Genomic DNA, 16,647 nt, shown 5'->3' on the forward strand with positions numbered 1-16,647 from the left:
TTATATAGTATAATAGTTAAGATATTAAGTTAATCAGGATATAAATAAGAGGTGTATAAATGATTTATCTAGATAATGCAGCTACAACTAAAATATACAAAAAGGCTCAAGATGCTAGAGCTATTGCTGAAAATGAAGTTTTTGCTAACTCTTCATCAATCCATAGTTTTGGAATGAAATCCAGCAATCTTTTAAAAGAATCAAAAAAAATTATAGCAAGTGTAATAGGGTCAAACCCAGATGAGATTTATTTTACAAAGGGTGCCACCGAAGCAAATAATATAGCTATTTCTTCAATGAGTGGTAAAAATAATGTCGCTATTACTTCATCTATAGAGCACTCTTCAGTATATGATAGTTTTAAAAATTATGATTATAAAAAAGTTATCTACTTAAAAAATGATAGACATGGTTTTATTGACTTAGAAGACTTAAGAAATCAATTAAACCAAGATGTAAAATTAGTTTCTATTATTTATGCAAATAATGAAACAGGAACTATCCAGGACATTAGAAAAATAAGTGATATAGTTAAAAATTACAATAAAGATATTATTCTCCATATTGATGCTACTCAAGCATTAGGAAAAATATCTTGTGATGTGAATAAGCTAAAAGTAGATTTAATGAGCTTTTCTGCCCACAAGTTCCACGGACCAAAAGGGGTGGGAGGCTTATATGTCAGAAAAGAAATATTAAATAAATTAAAACCTGTTCTTCATGGCGGCCATCAACAAGTAATTTCTAGTGGTACTGATAACCATCCAGCAATTTACGCTATGGCAACAGCTTTAAAAGAGCAAATAGATACTGATGAATTTTCTTATGTGAATGAATTAAATTTATATATGAGAAAATTAATTGAAAATAATATTAGTGATTATGAGTTTAATACACCAGAGCAAGATTATTCTCCATACGTTTTAAGCGTTGGATTTGCGAATATAAGATCCGAAGTTCTTCTTCATATGTTAGAAGATAAGGATATATATGTATCCAGTGGGTCTGCATGCTCAAAAGGAAATAATAACAGAATATTAGAGGCTCTTGGAGTGGATGAAAAATATAGCGATGGTGTTATAAGATTTTCTTTTGCAGGTGAGAATACAAAAGAAGAACTAGACACTACAATTAGAGTTTTAAAAGACTCTATAGAAGAAATTAGAAGGGTGATGTAATGGAAGCGCTATTATCAGTAAGTTTTGGTGAACTTTTTTTAAAAGGAGCTAATAGAAAAACTTTTTTTAATAATGTCTTAAGCCACATCATAGCAAACATTAAAGATATAGGCTACGAATATACTTATGTAGAAAGTGCCAAACTTTATATAAGAGCTAGCGAAGATAAGTTTGATGCACTTATCAAAGAAATAGAAAAAGTATTTGGTATAGCATATATTGATGAGGTTTACAAAGTAGATAAAAATTTAGATGATATTTTAAAAGCTACTAAATATGTAGTAAATAAATACTACTCTGATAAAGATTACTCATTTAAATCACAAACAACTAGGGTAGACAAGTCATTTGAATATGATTCACCTAAGCTTAATCACTTAGTAGGAGATTATCTTTTAGATGAATTTGATAATTTGTCAGTTGATATTCACAATCCAGATTTTAAAGTTTATATAGATATTAAATCTAATGCCTATGTTTATTCCAAAAGGCATAAGGGACTAGGAGGACTACCTATAGGCAGTAGTGGTGAGGGACTACTTTTACTTTCAGGAGGTATAGACTCTCCGGTAGCAGGATTTATGATGGCAAAAAGAGGCATGAAAATTAATGCTATTCATTTTCATTCTTATCCATTTACATCTAAACAAGCCCATCAAAAGGCAGAAGATTTAGCAAAATTAATGTCTACTTATACTGGACCGCTTAAATTTTATTCGGTAAATCTTTCCAATATTTATAAAGAAATTGCTACAAATTGTCCTAGAGAAGAAACAACTATCTTATCTAGAAGATTTATGATGAGAATTTCAAATGAAATTGCGGATAAATACGGCTATCAAGCCTTTGTAACAGGAGAGTCTTTAGGTCAAGTAGCATCACAGACACTAGAATCAATATCTGTTATAGAAGATTCTGCTAATTTTCCTATCTTAAGACCATTAGTTGCTATTGATAAGCAAGATATAGTAGATTTATCAAAAGAAATTGGAACCTATGAAAAATCTATTGAACCTTTTGATGATTGTTGTTCAATATTTGCTCCAGATAAACCAGTTACTAAACCTAAACTTAAATATATTGAAAGATCTGAGGGTAACTTAGATATAGATAGATTAGTGAAAGAGGCTATAGATACTATAGAGATTATCGAAATCTAAGTTTATTTGACAAAAACAATTATCAGTAGTATCATTTAAAGGTAAACCGCTCAGTTTAGGTACTGATCACCTAACCTGGCGAGAATCTAAGAACAAGGAGGAAGCCCATGTACGCAATTATAAAAACAGGTGGCAAACAATACAAAGTATCAGAAGGGGACTTAGTAAGAGTTGAAAAACTTCCTTACGAAGTTGGCGAAACTGTTGAATTTGATGAAGTACTATTAGTTGCAAATGATAGCGACGTTAAAGTTGGAGCACCAACTGTAGAAAACGCAAAAGTATCTGCAACAGTAGAAGATCAAAACAAAGATAAAAAAATTATCGTATACAAATACAAACCTAAAAAAATGTATAGAAAAAAACAAGGACATAGACAACCTTATACTTTAGTTAAAATTGATAGCATCTCTGCTAACTAATGATTAAAGTAAATTTAATCTATAAAAAAGACATTTTTAAAGGATTTGAAATTACTGGTCATGCTGATTATGATGAGCATGGTAAAGATATAGTTTGCGCAGCAGTATCGATGCTAGCCTATACAACTGTAAATTCACTTGATAATTACGATTATGAGCTGGAATTTAGTGATGATGAAAAAACTATGAAATTATTAGTGAAAAAACCATCGCACGACTCAGAAGTAATTTTAAATACTTTTAGCGCAGGTATTTTGACACTAACACAAAGTTATAGTGACTTTGTAGAAGCTTATACAACCATATTATAAGGAGATATAAATGATGTTAAATATTAACTTACAAAGATTTTCTAGTAAAAAAGGGGTATCTTCTTCTAAAAACGGTAGAGATTCAGAAAGTAAAAGACTAGGTACAAAAAGATCTGATGGTCAATTTGTAAATGCTGGATCTATTATCGTTAGACAAAGAGGAACAAAAATTCACCCAGGTAACAATGTTAAAAAAGGTGGAGATGATACTCTATACGCATCTTGCGAAGGAATCGTAAAATTTGAAAGAAAAGGACGCGACAGAAAACAAGTTTCTGTTTATCCAAAACAAGATATTGCTTAAAAATTAATAAGCCTGCCTTTGCGGCAGGCTTTTTTTCATATGAAAGGATATTTATATGATAGACTTTGCAAAAATTAATTTAAAGGCAGGAGATGGTGGTAATGGTGCAGTTGCTTGGAGACGAGAAAAGTACGAACCAACCGGAGGTCCTGCAGGGGGAGATGGAGGAGATGGTGGTAGCATAATAATAAAAGCTACCAGAAACCTATCCACCCTAGATGATTTTAAATACAAGACAAAATATAAGGCGGAAAACGGTCAACCAGGAGGAAAGTCTAAAAAATTTGGTAAAAAAGGTGAAGACTTAGTTCTAAAGGTGCCAGTTGGAACTATACTTAGAGAAGCAGAAAGTAATACCATAATTAAAGATTTTAAAACTGATAACGAGGAATTTTTAATAGCCAAGGGCGGCAAAGGCGGTAGAGGTAATGTTCATTTTAAAAACTCTATACGTCAAGCACCACGATTTGCTGAAAATGGAAAAAAAGGTCAAGAGATTGATCTTATAATGGAACTAAAAGTTCTAGCGGATGTGGGACTTGTTGGTCTACCAAATGTAGGTAAGTCTACGCTGATTTCTGTAATAACATCTGCAAAACCTAAAATTGCAAATTATCATTTTACAACCCTCGATCCAAATCTTGGAGTTGTAAATATAGATAATGAAAGATCATTTATTGTTGCAGATATACCAGGGCTTATAGAAGGAGCTAATGAGGGCCAAGGATTAGGTCATGATTTTTTAAAGCATATTGAAAGATGTAGGGTACTAGTTCATTTAGTAGATATTTCTGGTATAGAAGGACGTGATCCTATCGCTGATTTTAAATTAATCAATGAAGAACTAAATTTATATAATGAAAAACTTGCAGATAAACCTATGATAGTAGCTTTAAATAAAACTGACTTAGATTTTAATGATAATGCTGCAAAATTTATAGAAGAATTTAAAGATGATTACCAAATGTTTAAAATTTCTGCAGCTACAACAGATGGTATAAAAGAACTGCTAGATGCAACTTATAATCTATTACTAGAAACAGAAGACAAACAATATAATTTAATAGAAGAAGTTGATAATGACTTCCTCGATGAATTCTACAACAAAGAGATAGAATATGATTTACAATTTACTAAAGAAGATGATATATATATTGTCTATGGTAGGAGAATAGATAATCTTTTAGAAAGAGTAAACCTAGAAGATTATGATTCTAGAATGTATTTTGAAAGTAAATTAAGAGAAATGGAAGTTTTTGATAAACTTATAGAAATGGGAATTGAAGAAGGAGATAGTGTTGCCGTAGGTGATATTGTCTTTGAATATTTCGAATAGGAGGAAATATGCTTACAGGAAAACAACGTGCTAGACTAAAAGCTGAAAGTCATGATTATAAACCAGTTGTAAATATTGGTAAGTTCTCATTAACTGATGATGTAATAAAAGCAACTAATGAAGCTTTAGAAGCTAGAGAACTTATAAAAATAAAAATTTTAAATAATAACATGGATGACCCAGATGAAATATTAAGTGAACTTTTAGAAAAACTAGATGCAGAGTTCGTTAATCATGTGGGTAATATACTTACTATATACAGAAAAAACGACGATAATAAATTTGAATTATAAGGCTTATAAATGAAAATAGGACTTTACGGTGGAACCTTTGACCCTATCCATATAGGTCATTTAATTGTTATGGAAAATACTCTAAACTTTATGGATTTAGATAAAATTATAGTATTACCAAGCTCCAATCCTCCTCATAAGCAAAATAAAAAAAAGACTACTACAAATATCAGGGTGGAAATGGTAAAGGCGGCTATAAAAGATAATGAAAAATTAGAATTATCTACCTTCGAATCTCATGATGATTCAGTAGTATATACCCACCAAACCTTAGATTACTTTAAAAATAAATATCCTGATGATGAATTTTATTACATCATGGGAGAGGACTCCTTTATGACTATAGACTCTTGGAGAAACTACGAAAAAATCTTAAATGATAATCTTATAGTTTTTGCTAGGACTAGCATTGAAGAAGATAGTGATTTAGTAAAAAAAGTAGATTTTATTAAAAAAGATAATGCTAATATTTATTTAATTGATAATTTAAATATAAATATATCTTCTACACTCATAAGGGATTTAGTAAAAAATAATAAGAGCATAAAATACTTAGTACCTGATTCTGTCCGTGAATTAATCAAGGAGTATGGCTTATATGTATAACTTAGATTTATGGCAAGAAAAATTAATTACAGATATTGGTGAGAAAAGATTTAAGCACTGTCTTAGAGTAATGGAGACAGCTCTTAAATTAAATTCGAAAATTGATGAAGATAAGGTAAAAACAGCAGCTATCTTACATGATTGTGCAAAATATAATGAAGATAAATATATGAAGTTATACTCTAATTTAATCGACCCTTACCAAGTTCAGTTCAAGGCTGTTTTGCATTCTTTTTTAGGAGCAGAGCTTGCGAAAAAAGAGTATAATATAAATGATAACGAGGTATTGGATGCAATCAGATATCACACCACAGGAAGAGCAGACATGAGTGAGCTAGAAAAAATAATATATCTGGCTGATGCTATTGAACCAAACAGGGATTATCCTGGGGTAGATGTCATAAGAAAGTTAGTAAAAAAAGATATTGATCAGGCAATTTTATATAGCCTAGATCATAATATTACTTATATAATTGAGAAGAATAATTTGATTCATCCACTCACAATTGATGCAAGGAATTTCTTAATTAAGGAGAAAAATGAATAAATTAGATATAATACTAAAAGTTTTAGATGATAGAAAAGCAGAAGATGTAAATGTTATAGAACTAAAAGATTCATCAATAGCAGATACATTTGTAGTTGCTACAGGTACATCTGTTATTCAAACTAAGGCTCTAGCAGACTATATAGAAGAAGAGCTTGAAAAAAATGAATTTCATCTTTTATCCAAAGAAGGATTAAGAGAAGGTGAATGGATACTAATGGATGCAGGAGATATAATAATTCACATCTTTACCCAAAGACAAAGAGAGTTTTATGGCATAGATGATTTATGGGAAGAGTAATCTTCCTATTTATCTTGCCCTGGTATCATAATGGAAAGTAGAAATAAAGATAAGATTATAATTGGTTTAGTTATTGCTCTAGCCTTAGTACTTGGCAATAATTATGTAAAAGATAAAGATAATAATTTACTAGACAATGAGGTTTCTTTACTAGAAACAGATGATGATTTATTAATTGAAAATGATTCTAACGATCAAATAGCAAATGAAAATGATCAAATAAAAGTACATATAAGTGGCCAAATTAATAGAGAAGGTGTTTATGAGGTGAAAGATGGAGATAGGCTTGATGATTTAATCAAACAAGCTGGGGGTCTTAGTCCAGATGCCGATAGCAAATCTCTAAACTTAGCTATGAAACTAGAAGATCAGATGAAAATATATATACCTAGTGAAGGTGAGATATTAAATCAAGAAAATGAAAACACTGATCAAATTATTTCAAAACCAGATTCTACATCAGAAGATGGAAAAATAAATATCAATATAGCTAGTAAAGAAGAGCTGATGACCCTACCAAATATTGGGGACAAAAGAGCTCAAGCCATTATAGATTACAGGGAAAGTAAAAAATTTGAAACTATAGAAGAAATAAAAAATGTAACTGGCATTGGCGAAAAGTTTTATCAAGCCATGGTAGAGTTAATAACAGTATAGGTGGTTAAATGAAATTATCAACTAGAAGTAGATATGGACTAAGAGCAATATGTTATCTTGCTGAAAATGAATATAAGGGTTATATACCTGTATCAGAAATTTCAGATAACTTGGATCTTTCAGAAAATTATTTAGAACAGCTAGTAAGAGTTTTAAAACAAGAAAACTTAGTTGAATCAACTAGAGGACCTAAGGGTGGATATAAACTTACTAGAAATCCAGATGATATAACAGCTGGAGAGGTAATAAGAGTTCTAGAAGGTGACTGGAATATTACAGGATGCTATCCTGATGGTCATTGTGTAGACAAATGCAATGCATATTTTGCTTTTCATAAGATAGATGAAGCAATTAATGAGACAATAGATTCTATAACTTTAAATGAAATCATTAATAATAAAGTTGAGGTAGAAAAATGAAGAAATTAGGAATGAATGACATTAGAAAATCATATATAGATTTTTTTGGTAAGGAGAAAGGCCATACAATCTTAAAGTCATTTCCTCTTATCCCACAAGATGATGAATCATTATTACTTATAAATGCTGGAATGGCACCATTAAAGAAATATTTTACTGGTGAGAAAAAAGTAAAAAATAATAGAGCTACTTCATCCCAAAGATGTGTAAGAACTGGTGATATTGAAAGAGTTGGTAAAACCGAACGACATGGTACTTACTTTGAGATGCTAGGTAACTTTTCATTTGGTGATTACTTTAAAAGAGAAGCTATAACTTGGGCCTATGAATATCTAACACAAATAGTAGAAATAGATAAAAAAGACCTATGGGTTACAGTTTATCTTGATGATGATGAAGCTTATAGCATATGGAAAGATGAAATAGGCATAAGTCCAGATAGAATTTTACGCCAAGATAAGAATGAAAATTTCTGGGAACTAGAAGTAGGTCCATGTGGTCCATGTTCTGAAATATACGTTGATAGGGGAGCTGATAGAGCAATTGATGAAAATGATAATGCTCCTGGTAATGATAACTCAGATAGATTCTTAGAAATTTGGAACCTAGTATTTACTCAATTTAATAAAGATGCAGAAGGAAATTATATCCCACTAGCTCATCCAAACATTGATACTGGTATGGGTCTTGAAAGACTAGCCATGGTTCTTCAAGAAAAAGATAATATTTTTGAAATAGATGTTATGCAAGATATTATCTCAGAAATTGAAAAAGTATCTGGAATAAGTTACAAAGAAGATAAAAAATCTGATGTGTCAATAAGAGTAATTGCAGACCATGCAAAAGCTATGACATTCTTAGTATCAGATGGAGTTCTACCTTCAAATGAAAAACGCGGCTATGTTTTAAGAAGACTAATAAGACGTGCTTATAGACACGGTAAACTTCTAGGAATAGAAGGAGAATTTTTATCTCAAATAGTTTCAGAAGTTATAGAAACTTATAAGGTAGAATACGAAGAACTAGAATTTAATAAAGATAATATTATAAAAGTTATTAAAGACGAAGAAGACAGATTCCAAAGAACTATCGATTCAGGTTTAGAAAGATTAAATTCTCTTATAGAGGATATGAAAGCAAATAATGAAACTATCCTAGATGGTAGCGAAGCCTTTAAGCTATATGACACTTATGGTTTTCCATTAGATCTTACAAAAGAAATTCTAAATGAAGAAGAATTCGACTTAGATGAAGATAAGTTTAATGAAGAAATGGAAAACCAAAGAGAACTAGCTCGTAATGCTCGCAAATCTGATTCTGGCTGGTCTTTGGATAATATTATTACAGATGGTATACACCCAACAGAATTTGTTGGATATGAAATGCTAAAGACTGATGCAACAATTACCAATATTTTTGATGAAAGTGAAAATATTACATCGCTAAATAAGGGTGATAAGGGTATAGTAGTTTCTGATAAGACTTCATTTTATGCGCAAGGTGGTGGACAAGTAGCAGATACTGGATTTATTTATAATAATGAAGGTAAAGCAAAAGTTACTGATGTCCAAAAGAAAAATGATGTGTACTTCCATTCTGTAGAAATTTTAGAAGGATATATTAACGTAAACAAATCGTACACATTTGAAGTTGACCAAGAGCGCAGATACGACATTACAAGAAACCATTCAGCAACGCACTTGCTAGACCAAGCTCTACGCGATGTATTAGGTGATGAAATTACTCAAGCTGGTTCTTTAGTTGATTCAAACAAATTAAGATTTGACTTTACTTACAATGAAGCACTAACAAGTGAACAAAAAAGAAAAATTGAAGATATTGTTAATAAAAAAATTAGAGAACAACTACCAGTTAAAAAAGAAATAGTAAGTTATAAACAGTCCCAAGAAATGGGTGCTATCGGCTTATTTGAAGATAAGTATAAGGAAAATGTTAGAGTTGTTTCTATTGGAGAATATTCTAAAGAATTATGTGGTGGATGCCATGTAAATAGTTCATCTGATATACTAATCTTTAAAATAGTTTCTGAATCTTCTGTTTCAGCAGGAGTTCGTAGGATAGAAGCTATAACAGGTAAAAAAGTTTATGACTTATTACAAAATCAAAAAGAAGATTTAAACCAAATAGCTAATAGTCTAAATGCTAGAGAAGATCAAATAATCCAAAAGATTACTTCTCTAAAAGAAGAATTAGAAAACCAAAAAGATGAAATTAAAAGATTAAAATCCTCATCTATTAAAGATGTATATAATGACCTAGTCAATAGCGTAGAAGAAAAAGATGATATAAATCTATTGGTTCATAAATTCGAAAATGCATCCATGGATGAGCTTCGTGATTATGAAAATAGACTTAAAAATAACTACGATAATTTAGTCTTAGTCTTTGCAAGTGTTATAGATGAAAAAATAATATTTACAGTATCCGTAGATGATAGTCTGACCGATAAATATGACGCAGGCAGAATTGTTAGACAAATAAGCCAAATAACAGGTGGAAATGGCGGAGGCAAGAAAAACTTTGCTCAAGCTGGAGGAAAAGATATTTCAAAAGTTGATGAAGCTTTAGCTAAAACTTATGAGCTCGTTTAAAGGAGTTATTATGACTGAAAAACATGACTTTAATGAAACAATTGCTTTCAAACCAGAAAGAGAAGACGAAAAAAATATTAGAGAAATACTAACAACTGTTTATTCTTCCTTAGAAGAAAAAGGCTATAAACCATCAAGTCAAATTGTTGGTTACCTACTATCAGGAGATCCAACATACATTACTGCTCATAATGGTGCACGTAAATTAATCCGTGCAGTTGATCGTGACGAAATCATCGAAGAATTATTAAATAATTATATCAATGACTAGAGTAATGGGTCTTGATGTGGGAGATAAAACAATAGGGGTTGCTTTAAGCGACCCTATGTTTTTGATAGCAAACCCACTAGAAACAATAAAAAGAAAAAAAGCAAGTCTAGATATTGATAGACTTGTTGAAATTATAAATGAATATGATGTAGAAACTATAGTAGTAGGCCTGCCTAAAAATATGAATAATTCTATAGGTCCTCAGTCTATGAAGGTGATGAGCTTTGTTGATTTGTTAAAAAAACAAACTGACAAAGAAATAGTCTACCAGGATGAGAGAATGACTACTCTCCAATCAGAAAGAGTTTTGATTGATATGGATGTCAGACGAGAAAATAGAAAAGAACATATTGATAAAATTGCAGCAAGCTTTATTCTACAAACATATTTAGATGGGAGAAAGAATGGATAGTATTGTTTTATATGATGAAGATAATAATGAAGTCGAATTTAATATAATAGATACTTTCGGAGTAGATGATAAAAATTACTGTGCTTTACAACAGTATGATGATGAATTGATAATGATTATGGAAGTCATTGATGATGGTGGTGAAGTAGTATTTAAATCAATTGAAAGTCAAGTAGAACTTGATGAAATCATCAGTTTGTATGAAGAAATGAAAGAAGACAGTAATGGAAACTAATGAAATCCGTAAAATTTTTGATGAAAATAATCAAAAGTTTACCAGGCAAAGAGAAATAATTTTTAATGTATTAAAAGATAGCTCTGCTAAGCACATAACACCAGAAGAGTTATTTTCAAAAGTACACCAGGAAAATAAGCAAGTAGGTATAGCTACTATTTATAGGACCTTAAATTTATTTGAAGAATTAGGAATAGTAAATAAACAAGAATTTACGGACCAAGCCTATACCTATGAACTAATAGATCCTATTAATGATCACCATGATCATATGATATGTACTAATTGCGGCAAAATCATAGAAGATGAGTTTTTATCAAAGAAAAATTTAGCTAACTCTCTTAAAGAAGAATATGATTTTGAGTTAAATAACTATTCATTAAGAATCTATGGAATTTGCTCCGATTGCAGAAACAAATAAGGAGTAAAAATGTCAAATGAAAAGAAACTAAGAGTAATCCCCCTAGGAGGATTACAAGAAATAGGTAAAAACTGTACAGTTGTTGAGTATGGCAATGATATGGTAATGATAGATTGTGGATTAACTTTCCCAAATGAAGAAATGTTAGGGGTAGATATAGTTATTCCTGATTTTACCTATGTAGAAGAAAATAAAAAAAGATTAGGTGGTATATTTGTAACTCATGGTCATGAGGACCACATTGGAGCTATACCATATTTTCTAAAAAATGTAGATACAAATGTATACTGCTCAAAGCTTACTAAGGGCCTTTTAGAAAATAAATTTAAAGAACACCACTTAAACCCTAATAAAATAAAAATGGTAAATGTAAATAATAGGGTAAAAGTTGGAGAATTAAGCGTAGAATTTATTAGAGTAAGTCACTCTATACCAGATTCATGCGCTATAGCAGTAAAATCACCAGTAGGAACAATCTTATTTACAGGTGACTTTAAAATGGACTTTACACCTATAGATGGCGACCCTACAGATATTCAAAGAATAGCAGAGTTGGGAAAAAAAGGTCTGTTAGCCTTATATTGTGATAGTACAAACGTTGAAAGACCAGGCTATTCTATAAGTGAAAAAGAGGTTGGCGATACATTTATCAAAATATTTGGACAAGTATCAGGTAGGATAGTAGTTGCAACATTTGCCTCAAACCTGCACAGGGTCCAACAAATAATATTTGCTGCTGAAAGATATAACAAGAAGGTAGCCTTATCTGGTAGATCAATGATAAATAACGTAAAAATCGCAAGTGAATTAGGTTATTTAAAGGTAAAAAATAATACTATCATCGATATGAAAAATGTTAAAAGCTATGCCGATGATGAAATTGTGGTACTATCTACAGGTACACAAGGTGAGCCACTATCAGCATTAACACGTATGGCTAATCGTGATCACAAACAAATACACTTAAATGAAACTGATACAGTTATACTATCTTCATCTGCTATACCAGGCAATGAAATTGCAATTAACAATGTTATTAATAAGTTAACTGAGATTGGTGTTAATATTATATACTCATCATTAGAAAGAGTCCATGCTTCAGGACACGCTTGCCAAGAAGAAATAAAATTAATGTATCAATTAGCGACACCTAGATTTCTATTACCAGCCCACGGTGAAGCTCGTCAATTACACACTCACCGTGATTTAGCTATAGCAATGGGTATGGATAAGCAAAATATCCATATTCTAGAAAATGGAGATGTAATAGAATTTAGTAAAAAATCTGCAAATGTAGTTGGTAAAGTGCAAGCAGGCAATGTACTTGTCGATGGATCTGGTATAGGCGATGTTGGAAATATCGTTCTAAAAGATAGAAAACACTTGTCAGAAGATGGTCTGATGGTTGTATCTATCACCTTTGATAGAAACACCCAAACTTTACTTGCAGGACCTGAAATAGTATCTCGTGGATTTGTGTATGTAAAAGAAAATCAAGATATAATTGAAAATGCCAAAGAGGTAGTAGTAAGATCATTTGAAAAATGCCAAAAAGAAGAAATTAGAGCTATAAGTCAAATTAAATATCAAATTAGGGAAGATTTAAAATCTTACCTATATAATGAACTTGGCCGTGACCCAATGATCCTACCAGTTATTTCAGAAGTAGAGAATAATGAAATATATAAATTATCCTCATACTAATCTTTATTTAGAAAAATTAATTGAAGATAGGGATTATTTAGACCTACGTGAGTACGCAGAGATTAACAATATCCCTATAATGAATGTGGAAACTAAAGAATTTATTAAAACCATCCTAATAAGTAAAAAGCCTAAAAGTATTTTAGAAATAGGCTCAGCTATTGGTTATTCTGCCCTAGTTTTCGATAAATATACAAAAGCAGATATAACCACTATTGAGCTTGATGAAAACACAGCAAATAAAGCTAGCGAAAATTTCCAAAAATATTTTGCTGATATAAAAATAATAAATGATGATGCACAAAAAGCCTTGAATAATATAAATCAAGGCTTTGATTTTGTTTTTATCGATGCTAATAAAGCCCACTATATAGATTATTTTAAAAAAACTGCTAATCTATTAAATGATGGCGGAATAATAATAGCTGATAATGTATTATTTAAAGGAATGGTTTTAAATGATGATTATGTAGATAAACGTATGATAACCATCGTAAAAAGATTAAGAAATTACCTAGCCTATGTTATGGACAGAAATGATTTTCAAACTACCATCATTCCTATAGGCGATGGTTTAACTTTAAGTATAAAGGAGTAAAAATGACAGATAAGAAAGTTGAGTTACTTGCCCCCGCAGGGGATATGGAAAGATTAGAAGCAGCTGTAAAATTTGGTGCAGATGCAGTATTTATGGCTGGTGATAGTTTTGGTCTACGTGCTAATGCCAAGAACTTTAACCGTGAAGCGATGAAACAGGCAGTAGACTATGCTCATGAAAATGGTGTGAATGTTCATATTACTATGAATATAGTTCCCCATGACGAAGATATGGTTGGTATAGAAGATTATTTAAAATATTTAGATGAGATTGGAGTAGATGCCCTAATAATCTCAGATCCTGGTATATTTTCTATAGCAAAAGAACTTACTGATATTGATCTTCATGTTTCAACTCAAGCATCAGTCACAAACTCTGCTACTGTTAATTTCTGGTACAATATGGGTGCAAAAAGAGTAATTCTAGCCCGTGAGCTATCATTAGAAGAAATTATAGAAATTAGAAATAATACTCCTAAAGATTTAGAAATAGAAGTATTTGTCCACGGTGCAATGTGCATATCATATTCTGGTAGATGCTTATTGAGTAATTACATGACAGGTAGGGATGCAAATAGGGGAGATTGTGCCCAAGCTTGTAGATGGAAATATTCTATCCAAGAAGAAAATAGACCTGGTGAATACTATCCGATTGAAGAGGATGGTTCAGGTACCTATATAATGAATTCTAAAGACTTATGTCTAATAGATGAACTAGATAAACTAATTGAAGCTGGAATAGATAGTTTTAAAATTGAAGGAAGAATGAAAACTGCTTTTTACGTAGCAACGGTTATCAGATCTTATAGGCAAGCTATAGATGCTTACTATGAAGGAAACTATAACGAAGAAACTGTTCAAAAATACTTTAATGAACTTCAAAAAGCAAGTCACAGACATTATACAAAAGGATTTTTCCATAAGAAACCAGATGGGGAAGATCAAATTTATGAAAACTCATCTTATATAAGAAAATATGATTTTATTGGAACTGTCTTAGATTATAACCCTGAAACAAAGGAAGCTATGATTGAGCAAAGAAATAGATTTTTCCCTGGTGAAGAAATAGAAATATTCGGTAATTCTAAGGACTTTTACGAATATAGGATTCCAAGTATTAGAAATGCAAAAGGGGAAGAATTAGAAGTAGCTAATAAACCAAAAGAAAAAATATATATGACCATAGACCTTCCTTTAGAAGAAGGGGATATGCTACGAAGAGTAATCAGCAAATAAAAAAAAGAGCCTAGGGGCTCTTTTTATTTTGATTATTCTTCGTCTTCTGAAGGATTTTCTGAAAGTTCGTCTACTCTTGTTCTTCTTCCTTCAGCTGTTGGTCCAGATACGTATCCAGCTTCATCAACATCTGTATTTCTATATTCAGTATCTGTATTGTATTTTACATCAGGATCATCGCTACGATCTGTTTCATCTAGGTTGTTAGCAACTTCTTCTAGTTCTTCATCGCCTTCATATTGGCTAGATTCTTCAACATTTCCTGTTTCTAAATCTTCGATTTTTCTATCGTCTTCTTCGTATCTTTTTTCGTCAGTCATAAAAATCTCCTTTATAATACGTTTTGTAATATTATACCCATCTTCATTATATAATACTTAACAATCTTTAGCAATCACTTTTACTATTTCTATAATGGTTTCAGAAGCTTTTTCCAAAAACTCTATTGGTAGTATCTCATATACTCCGTGGAAGTTTAAGCCACCAGCAAATATATTTGGACAAGGTAAGCCCATAAAAGATAATTTTGACCCATCAGTTCCACCACGTATAGGACTTATAATAGGTTCTATGTCTAAATTTTCCATAGCTTTTTTAGCATATTCTACTATTTGAGGTTTATCTTTTAAAACTTCACCCATATTGTAGTAACTATCTCTAATTTCTACATCAACTATATCGCCGTATTTTTTATTTATATAGTCTTTGTTAGCTTCAAATTGATTTTTCATAGCTTCAAATTCATCTCTGTCATGGTTACGGATAATGTATTCCATATTTGTATTTTCAATATCACCATTTATAGAAATTAGATGGTAGAATCCCTCATAGCCTTCTGTATGTTCTGGACGACTTACTTCACCTAATAGTCTGTCAAATTCAAAGGCAACGGATGTGGAATTAATCATAGTATTTTTAGCAGATCCAGGGTGAACAGATTTTCCAGTTATATGAACTTTAGCTCCTGCAGCGTTAAAGGTCTCATATTCTAGCTCACCAATGTATCCACCATCGATAGTATAGGCAAAGTCTGCACCAAAAGCTTCTACATCAAAGGTATCTGCTCCAGTACCAATTTCTTCATCTGGAGTAAAGGCAATTTTTATATCTCCATGCTCAATATCAGGATTATTTACAAAGTATTCTGCCATATTCATAATAGCAGCTATACCTGATTTATCATCAGCACCTAGTAGGGTTTCTCCGCGTGTGGTAATTAAAGTTAAACCTTCTAAATCTTTTAAGATAGGGAAATCTTCCACAGTTATAGATCTCTTATCATTTAATTTGATATCTCCGCCTTTGTAATCAATTATTTGTGGGTCATCAATCTTACCTGGCATCTCTGGAGAAGTATCCATGTGAGCGATAAAACCGACTTTTGGTAAGTTTTTATCTGTATTGGCTTTTATTTCTGAAAAAACAAAAGCCTCATCATTAATTGTCGCAGTAAGCCCTAAGTCTTCTAGCTCTTTTTTAAGCTCCTTTGCTAGATTCCATTGCCCAGCACTAGAAGGCTTTTGCTTTTCTCCATTTGTAGGATCACTTTTAGTATCAAATGAAATGTATTTTAAAAATCTTTTAGTTATATTATCCATATCTACCTCTTTTCTTAAATTAACTAT

At 31.2% G+C, this 16,647-nt stretch carries 22 protein-coding genes; 20 read left to right on the top strand and 2 right to left on the bottom strand.

All coding sequences use genetic code 11. From position 1 onward, the window contains the following. The first annotated feature begins 59 nt into the window (after nucleotides 1-59). The 20 genes from AB9Q04_RS07690 to AB9Q04_RS07785 all read left to right on the top strand — a co-directional run bounded on the left by AB9Q04_RS07690 (nucleotide 60) and on the right by AB9Q04_RS07785 (nucleotide 15,022). Entirely contained in the window at nucleotides 60-1,178 is a 1,119-nt protein-coding gene (locus AB9Q04_RS07690) for a cysteine desulfurase family protein (RefSeq protein WP_410024759.1), read from the top strand. After that, complete coding sequence (thiI, locus tag AB9Q04_RS07695; protein ID WP_410024760.1) at nucleotides 1,178-2,338, top strand: tRNA uracil 4-sulfurtransferase ThiI; 1,161 nt, start codon at nucleotides 1,178-1,180, stop codon at nucleotides 2,336-2,338. The genes AB9Q04_RS07690 and thiI overlap by 1 nt, the downstream gene beginning before the upstream one ends. Before the next feature lie 107 nt (nucleotides 2,339-2,445). Next, the gene (gene rplU, locus AB9Q04_RS07700; RefSeq protein ID WP_394011517.1) at nucleotides 2,446-2,760 is read left to right on the top strand and encodes a 50S ribosomal protein L21; all 315 of its coding nucleotides are present in this window, start codon (nucleotides 2,446-2,448) and stop codon (nucleotides 2,758-2,760) included. Continuing rightward, nucleotides 2,760-3,071: a ribosomal-processing cysteine protease Prp gene (locus AB9Q04_RS07705; RefSeq protein ID WP_410024761.1), complete on the top strand. Its 312-nt coding sequence runs from the start codon at nucleotides 2,760-2,762 to the stop codon at nucleotides 3,069-3,071. The genes rplU and AB9Q04_RS07705 overlap by 1 nt, the downstream gene beginning before the upstream one ends. Before the next feature lie 10 nt (nucleotides 3,072-3,081). Beyond that, a complete protein-coding gene (gene rpmA, locus AB9Q04_RS07710) occupies nucleotides 3,082-3,375 on the top strand; it encodes a 50S ribosomal protein L27 (protein WP_463049195.1) in 294 nt (97 codons plus the stop codon). Nucleotides 3,376-3,430: 55 nt separating this feature from the next. After that, the gene (gene obgE, locus AB9Q04_RS07715) at nucleotides 3,431-4,711 is read left to right on the top strand and encodes a GTPase ObgE (RefSeq protein WP_410024762.1); all 1,281 of its coding nucleotides are present in this window, start codon (nucleotides 3,431-3,433) and stop codon (nucleotides 4,709-4,711) included. A gap of 8 nt (nucleotides 4,712-4,719) precedes the next feature. After that, nucleotides 4,720-5,004 carry a ribosome assembly RNA-binding protein YhbY gene (yhbY, locus tag AB9Q04_RS07720; protein ID WP_410024763.1) on the top strand — a complete coding sequence of 95 codons (285 nt, stop codon included), beginning with the start codon at nucleotides 4,720-4,722 and terminating at the stop codon, nucleotides 5,002-5,004. A 9-nt stretch (nucleotides 5,005-5,013) separates the two neighbouring features. Continuing rightward, a complete protein-coding gene (gene nadD / locus AB9Q04_RS07725; RefSeq protein WP_410024764.1) occupies nucleotides 5,014-5,610 on the top strand; it encodes a nicotinate (nicotinamide) nucleotide adenylyltransferase in 597 nt (198 codons plus the stop codon). Beyond that, a complete protein-coding gene (gene yqeK, locus AB9Q04_RS07730) occupies nucleotides 5,603-6,157 on the top strand; it encodes a bis(5'-nucleosyl)-tetraphosphatase (symmetrical) YqeK (protein ID WP_410024765.1) in 555 nt (184 codons plus the stop codon). Before nadD ends, yqeK begins: the two co-directional genes overlap by 8 nt. Further along, nucleotides 6,150-6,458 carry a ribosome silencing factor gene (gene rsfS, locus AB9Q04_RS07735; RefSeq protein ID WP_410024766.1) on the top strand — a complete coding sequence of 103 codons (309 nt, stop codon included), beginning with the start codon at nucleotides 6,150-6,152 and terminating at the stop codon, nucleotides 6,456-6,458. Before yqeK ends, rsfS begins: the two co-directional genes overlap by 8 nt. A gap of 30 nt (nucleotides 6,459-6,488) precedes the next feature. Then, the gene (locus tag AB9Q04_RS07740; RefSeq protein ID WP_410024767.1) at nucleotides 6,489-7,115 is read left to right on the top strand and encodes a DUF655 domain-containing protein; all 627 of its coding nucleotides are present in this window, start codon (nucleotides 6,489-6,491) and stop codon (nucleotides 7,113-7,115) included. A gap of 8 nt (nucleotides 7,116-7,123) precedes the next feature. Further along, complete coding sequence (locus AB9Q04_RS07745; RefSeq protein ID WP_410024768.1) at nucleotides 7,124-7,534, top strand: RrF2 family transcriptional regulator; 411 nt, start codon at nucleotides 7,124-7,126, stop codon at nucleotides 7,532-7,534. Further along, a complete protein-coding gene (alaS, locus tag AB9Q04_RS07750; RefSeq protein WP_410024769.1) occupies nucleotides 7,531-10,146 on the top strand; it encodes an alanine--tRNA ligase in 2,616 nt (871 codons plus the stop codon). The genes AB9Q04_RS07745 and alaS overlap by 4 nt, the downstream gene beginning before the upstream one ends. A 10-nt stretch (nucleotides 10,147-10,156) precedes the next feature. Continuing rightward, entirely contained in the window at nucleotides 10,157-10,417 is a 261-nt protein-coding gene (locus AB9Q04_RS07755; protein ID WP_394011527.1) for an IreB family regulatory phosphoprotein, read from the top strand. Further along, nucleotides 10,410-10,829, top strand: coding sequence for a Holliday junction resolvase RuvX (gene ruvX / locus AB9Q04_RS07760; protein ID WP_410024770.1), 420 nt, complete (start codon nucleotides 10,410-10,412; stop codon nucleotides 10,827-10,829). The genes AB9Q04_RS07755 and ruvX overlap by 8 nt, the downstream gene beginning before the upstream one ends. Further along, complete coding sequence (locus tag AB9Q04_RS07765) at nucleotides 10,822-11,064, top strand: DUF1292 domain-containing protein (RefSeq protein WP_410024771.1); 243 nt, start codon at nucleotides 10,822-10,824, stop codon at nucleotides 11,062-11,064. The genes ruvX and AB9Q04_RS07765 overlap by 8 nt, the downstream gene beginning before the upstream one ends. Next, nucleotides 11,054-11,485 carry a Fur family transcriptional regulator gene (locus AB9Q04_RS07770; protein WP_410024772.1) on the top strand — a complete coding sequence of 144 codons (432 nt, stop codon included), beginning with the start codon at nucleotides 11,054-11,056 and terminating at the stop codon, nucleotides 11,483-11,485. Before AB9Q04_RS07765 ends, AB9Q04_RS07770 begins: the two co-directional genes overlap by 11 nt. A 9-nt stretch (nucleotides 11,486-11,494) precedes the next feature. Further along, nucleotides 11,495-13,189: a ribonuclease J gene (locus AB9Q04_RS07775; protein ID WP_410024773.1), complete on the top strand. Its 1,695-nt coding sequence runs from the start codon at nucleotides 11,495-11,497 to the stop codon at nucleotides 13,187-13,189. Further along, the gene (locus tag AB9Q04_RS07780; protein ID WP_410024774.1) at nucleotides 13,161-13,787 is read left to right on the top strand and encodes an O-methyltransferase; all 627 of its coding nucleotides are present in this window, start codon (nucleotides 13,161-13,163) and stop codon (nucleotides 13,785-13,787) included. Before AB9Q04_RS07775 ends, AB9Q04_RS07780 begins: the two co-directional genes overlap by 29 nt. A 2-nt stretch (nucleotides 13,788-13,789) precedes the next feature. After that, nucleotides 13,790-15,022, top strand: coding sequence for a peptidase U32 family protein (locus AB9Q04_RS07785; protein ID WP_410024775.1), 1,233 nt, complete (start codon nucleotides 13,790-13,792; stop codon nucleotides 15,020-15,022). 32 nt (nucleotides 15,023-15,054) lie between these two features. Here AB9Q04_RS07785 and AB9Q04_RS07790 read toward each other — a convergent pair whose 3' ends face one another. Both AB9Q04_RS07790 and pepT read right to left on the bottom strand, forming a co-directional pair. Beyond that, a complete protein-coding gene (locus AB9Q04_RS07790) occupies nucleotides 15,055-15,342 on the bottom strand; it encodes a hypothetical protein (protein WP_410024776.1) in 288 nt (95 codons plus the stop codon). A 57-nt stretch (nucleotides 15,343-15,399) separates the two neighbouring features. Then, nucleotides 15,400-16,620: a peptidase T gene (gene pepT, locus AB9Q04_RS07795; RefSeq protein ID WP_410024777.1), complete on the bottom strand. Its 1,221-nt coding sequence runs from the start codon at nucleotides 16,618-16,620 to the stop codon at nucleotides 15,400-15,402. Nucleotides 16,621-16,647 lie beyond the last annotated feature (27 nt).

This window comes from Anaerococcus groningensis (assembly GCF_046365465.1).
In the GTDB taxonomy this organism is placed as follows: Bacteria; Bacillota; Clostridia; order Tissierellales; family Peptoniphilaceae; genus Anaerococcus; species Anaerococcus groningensis.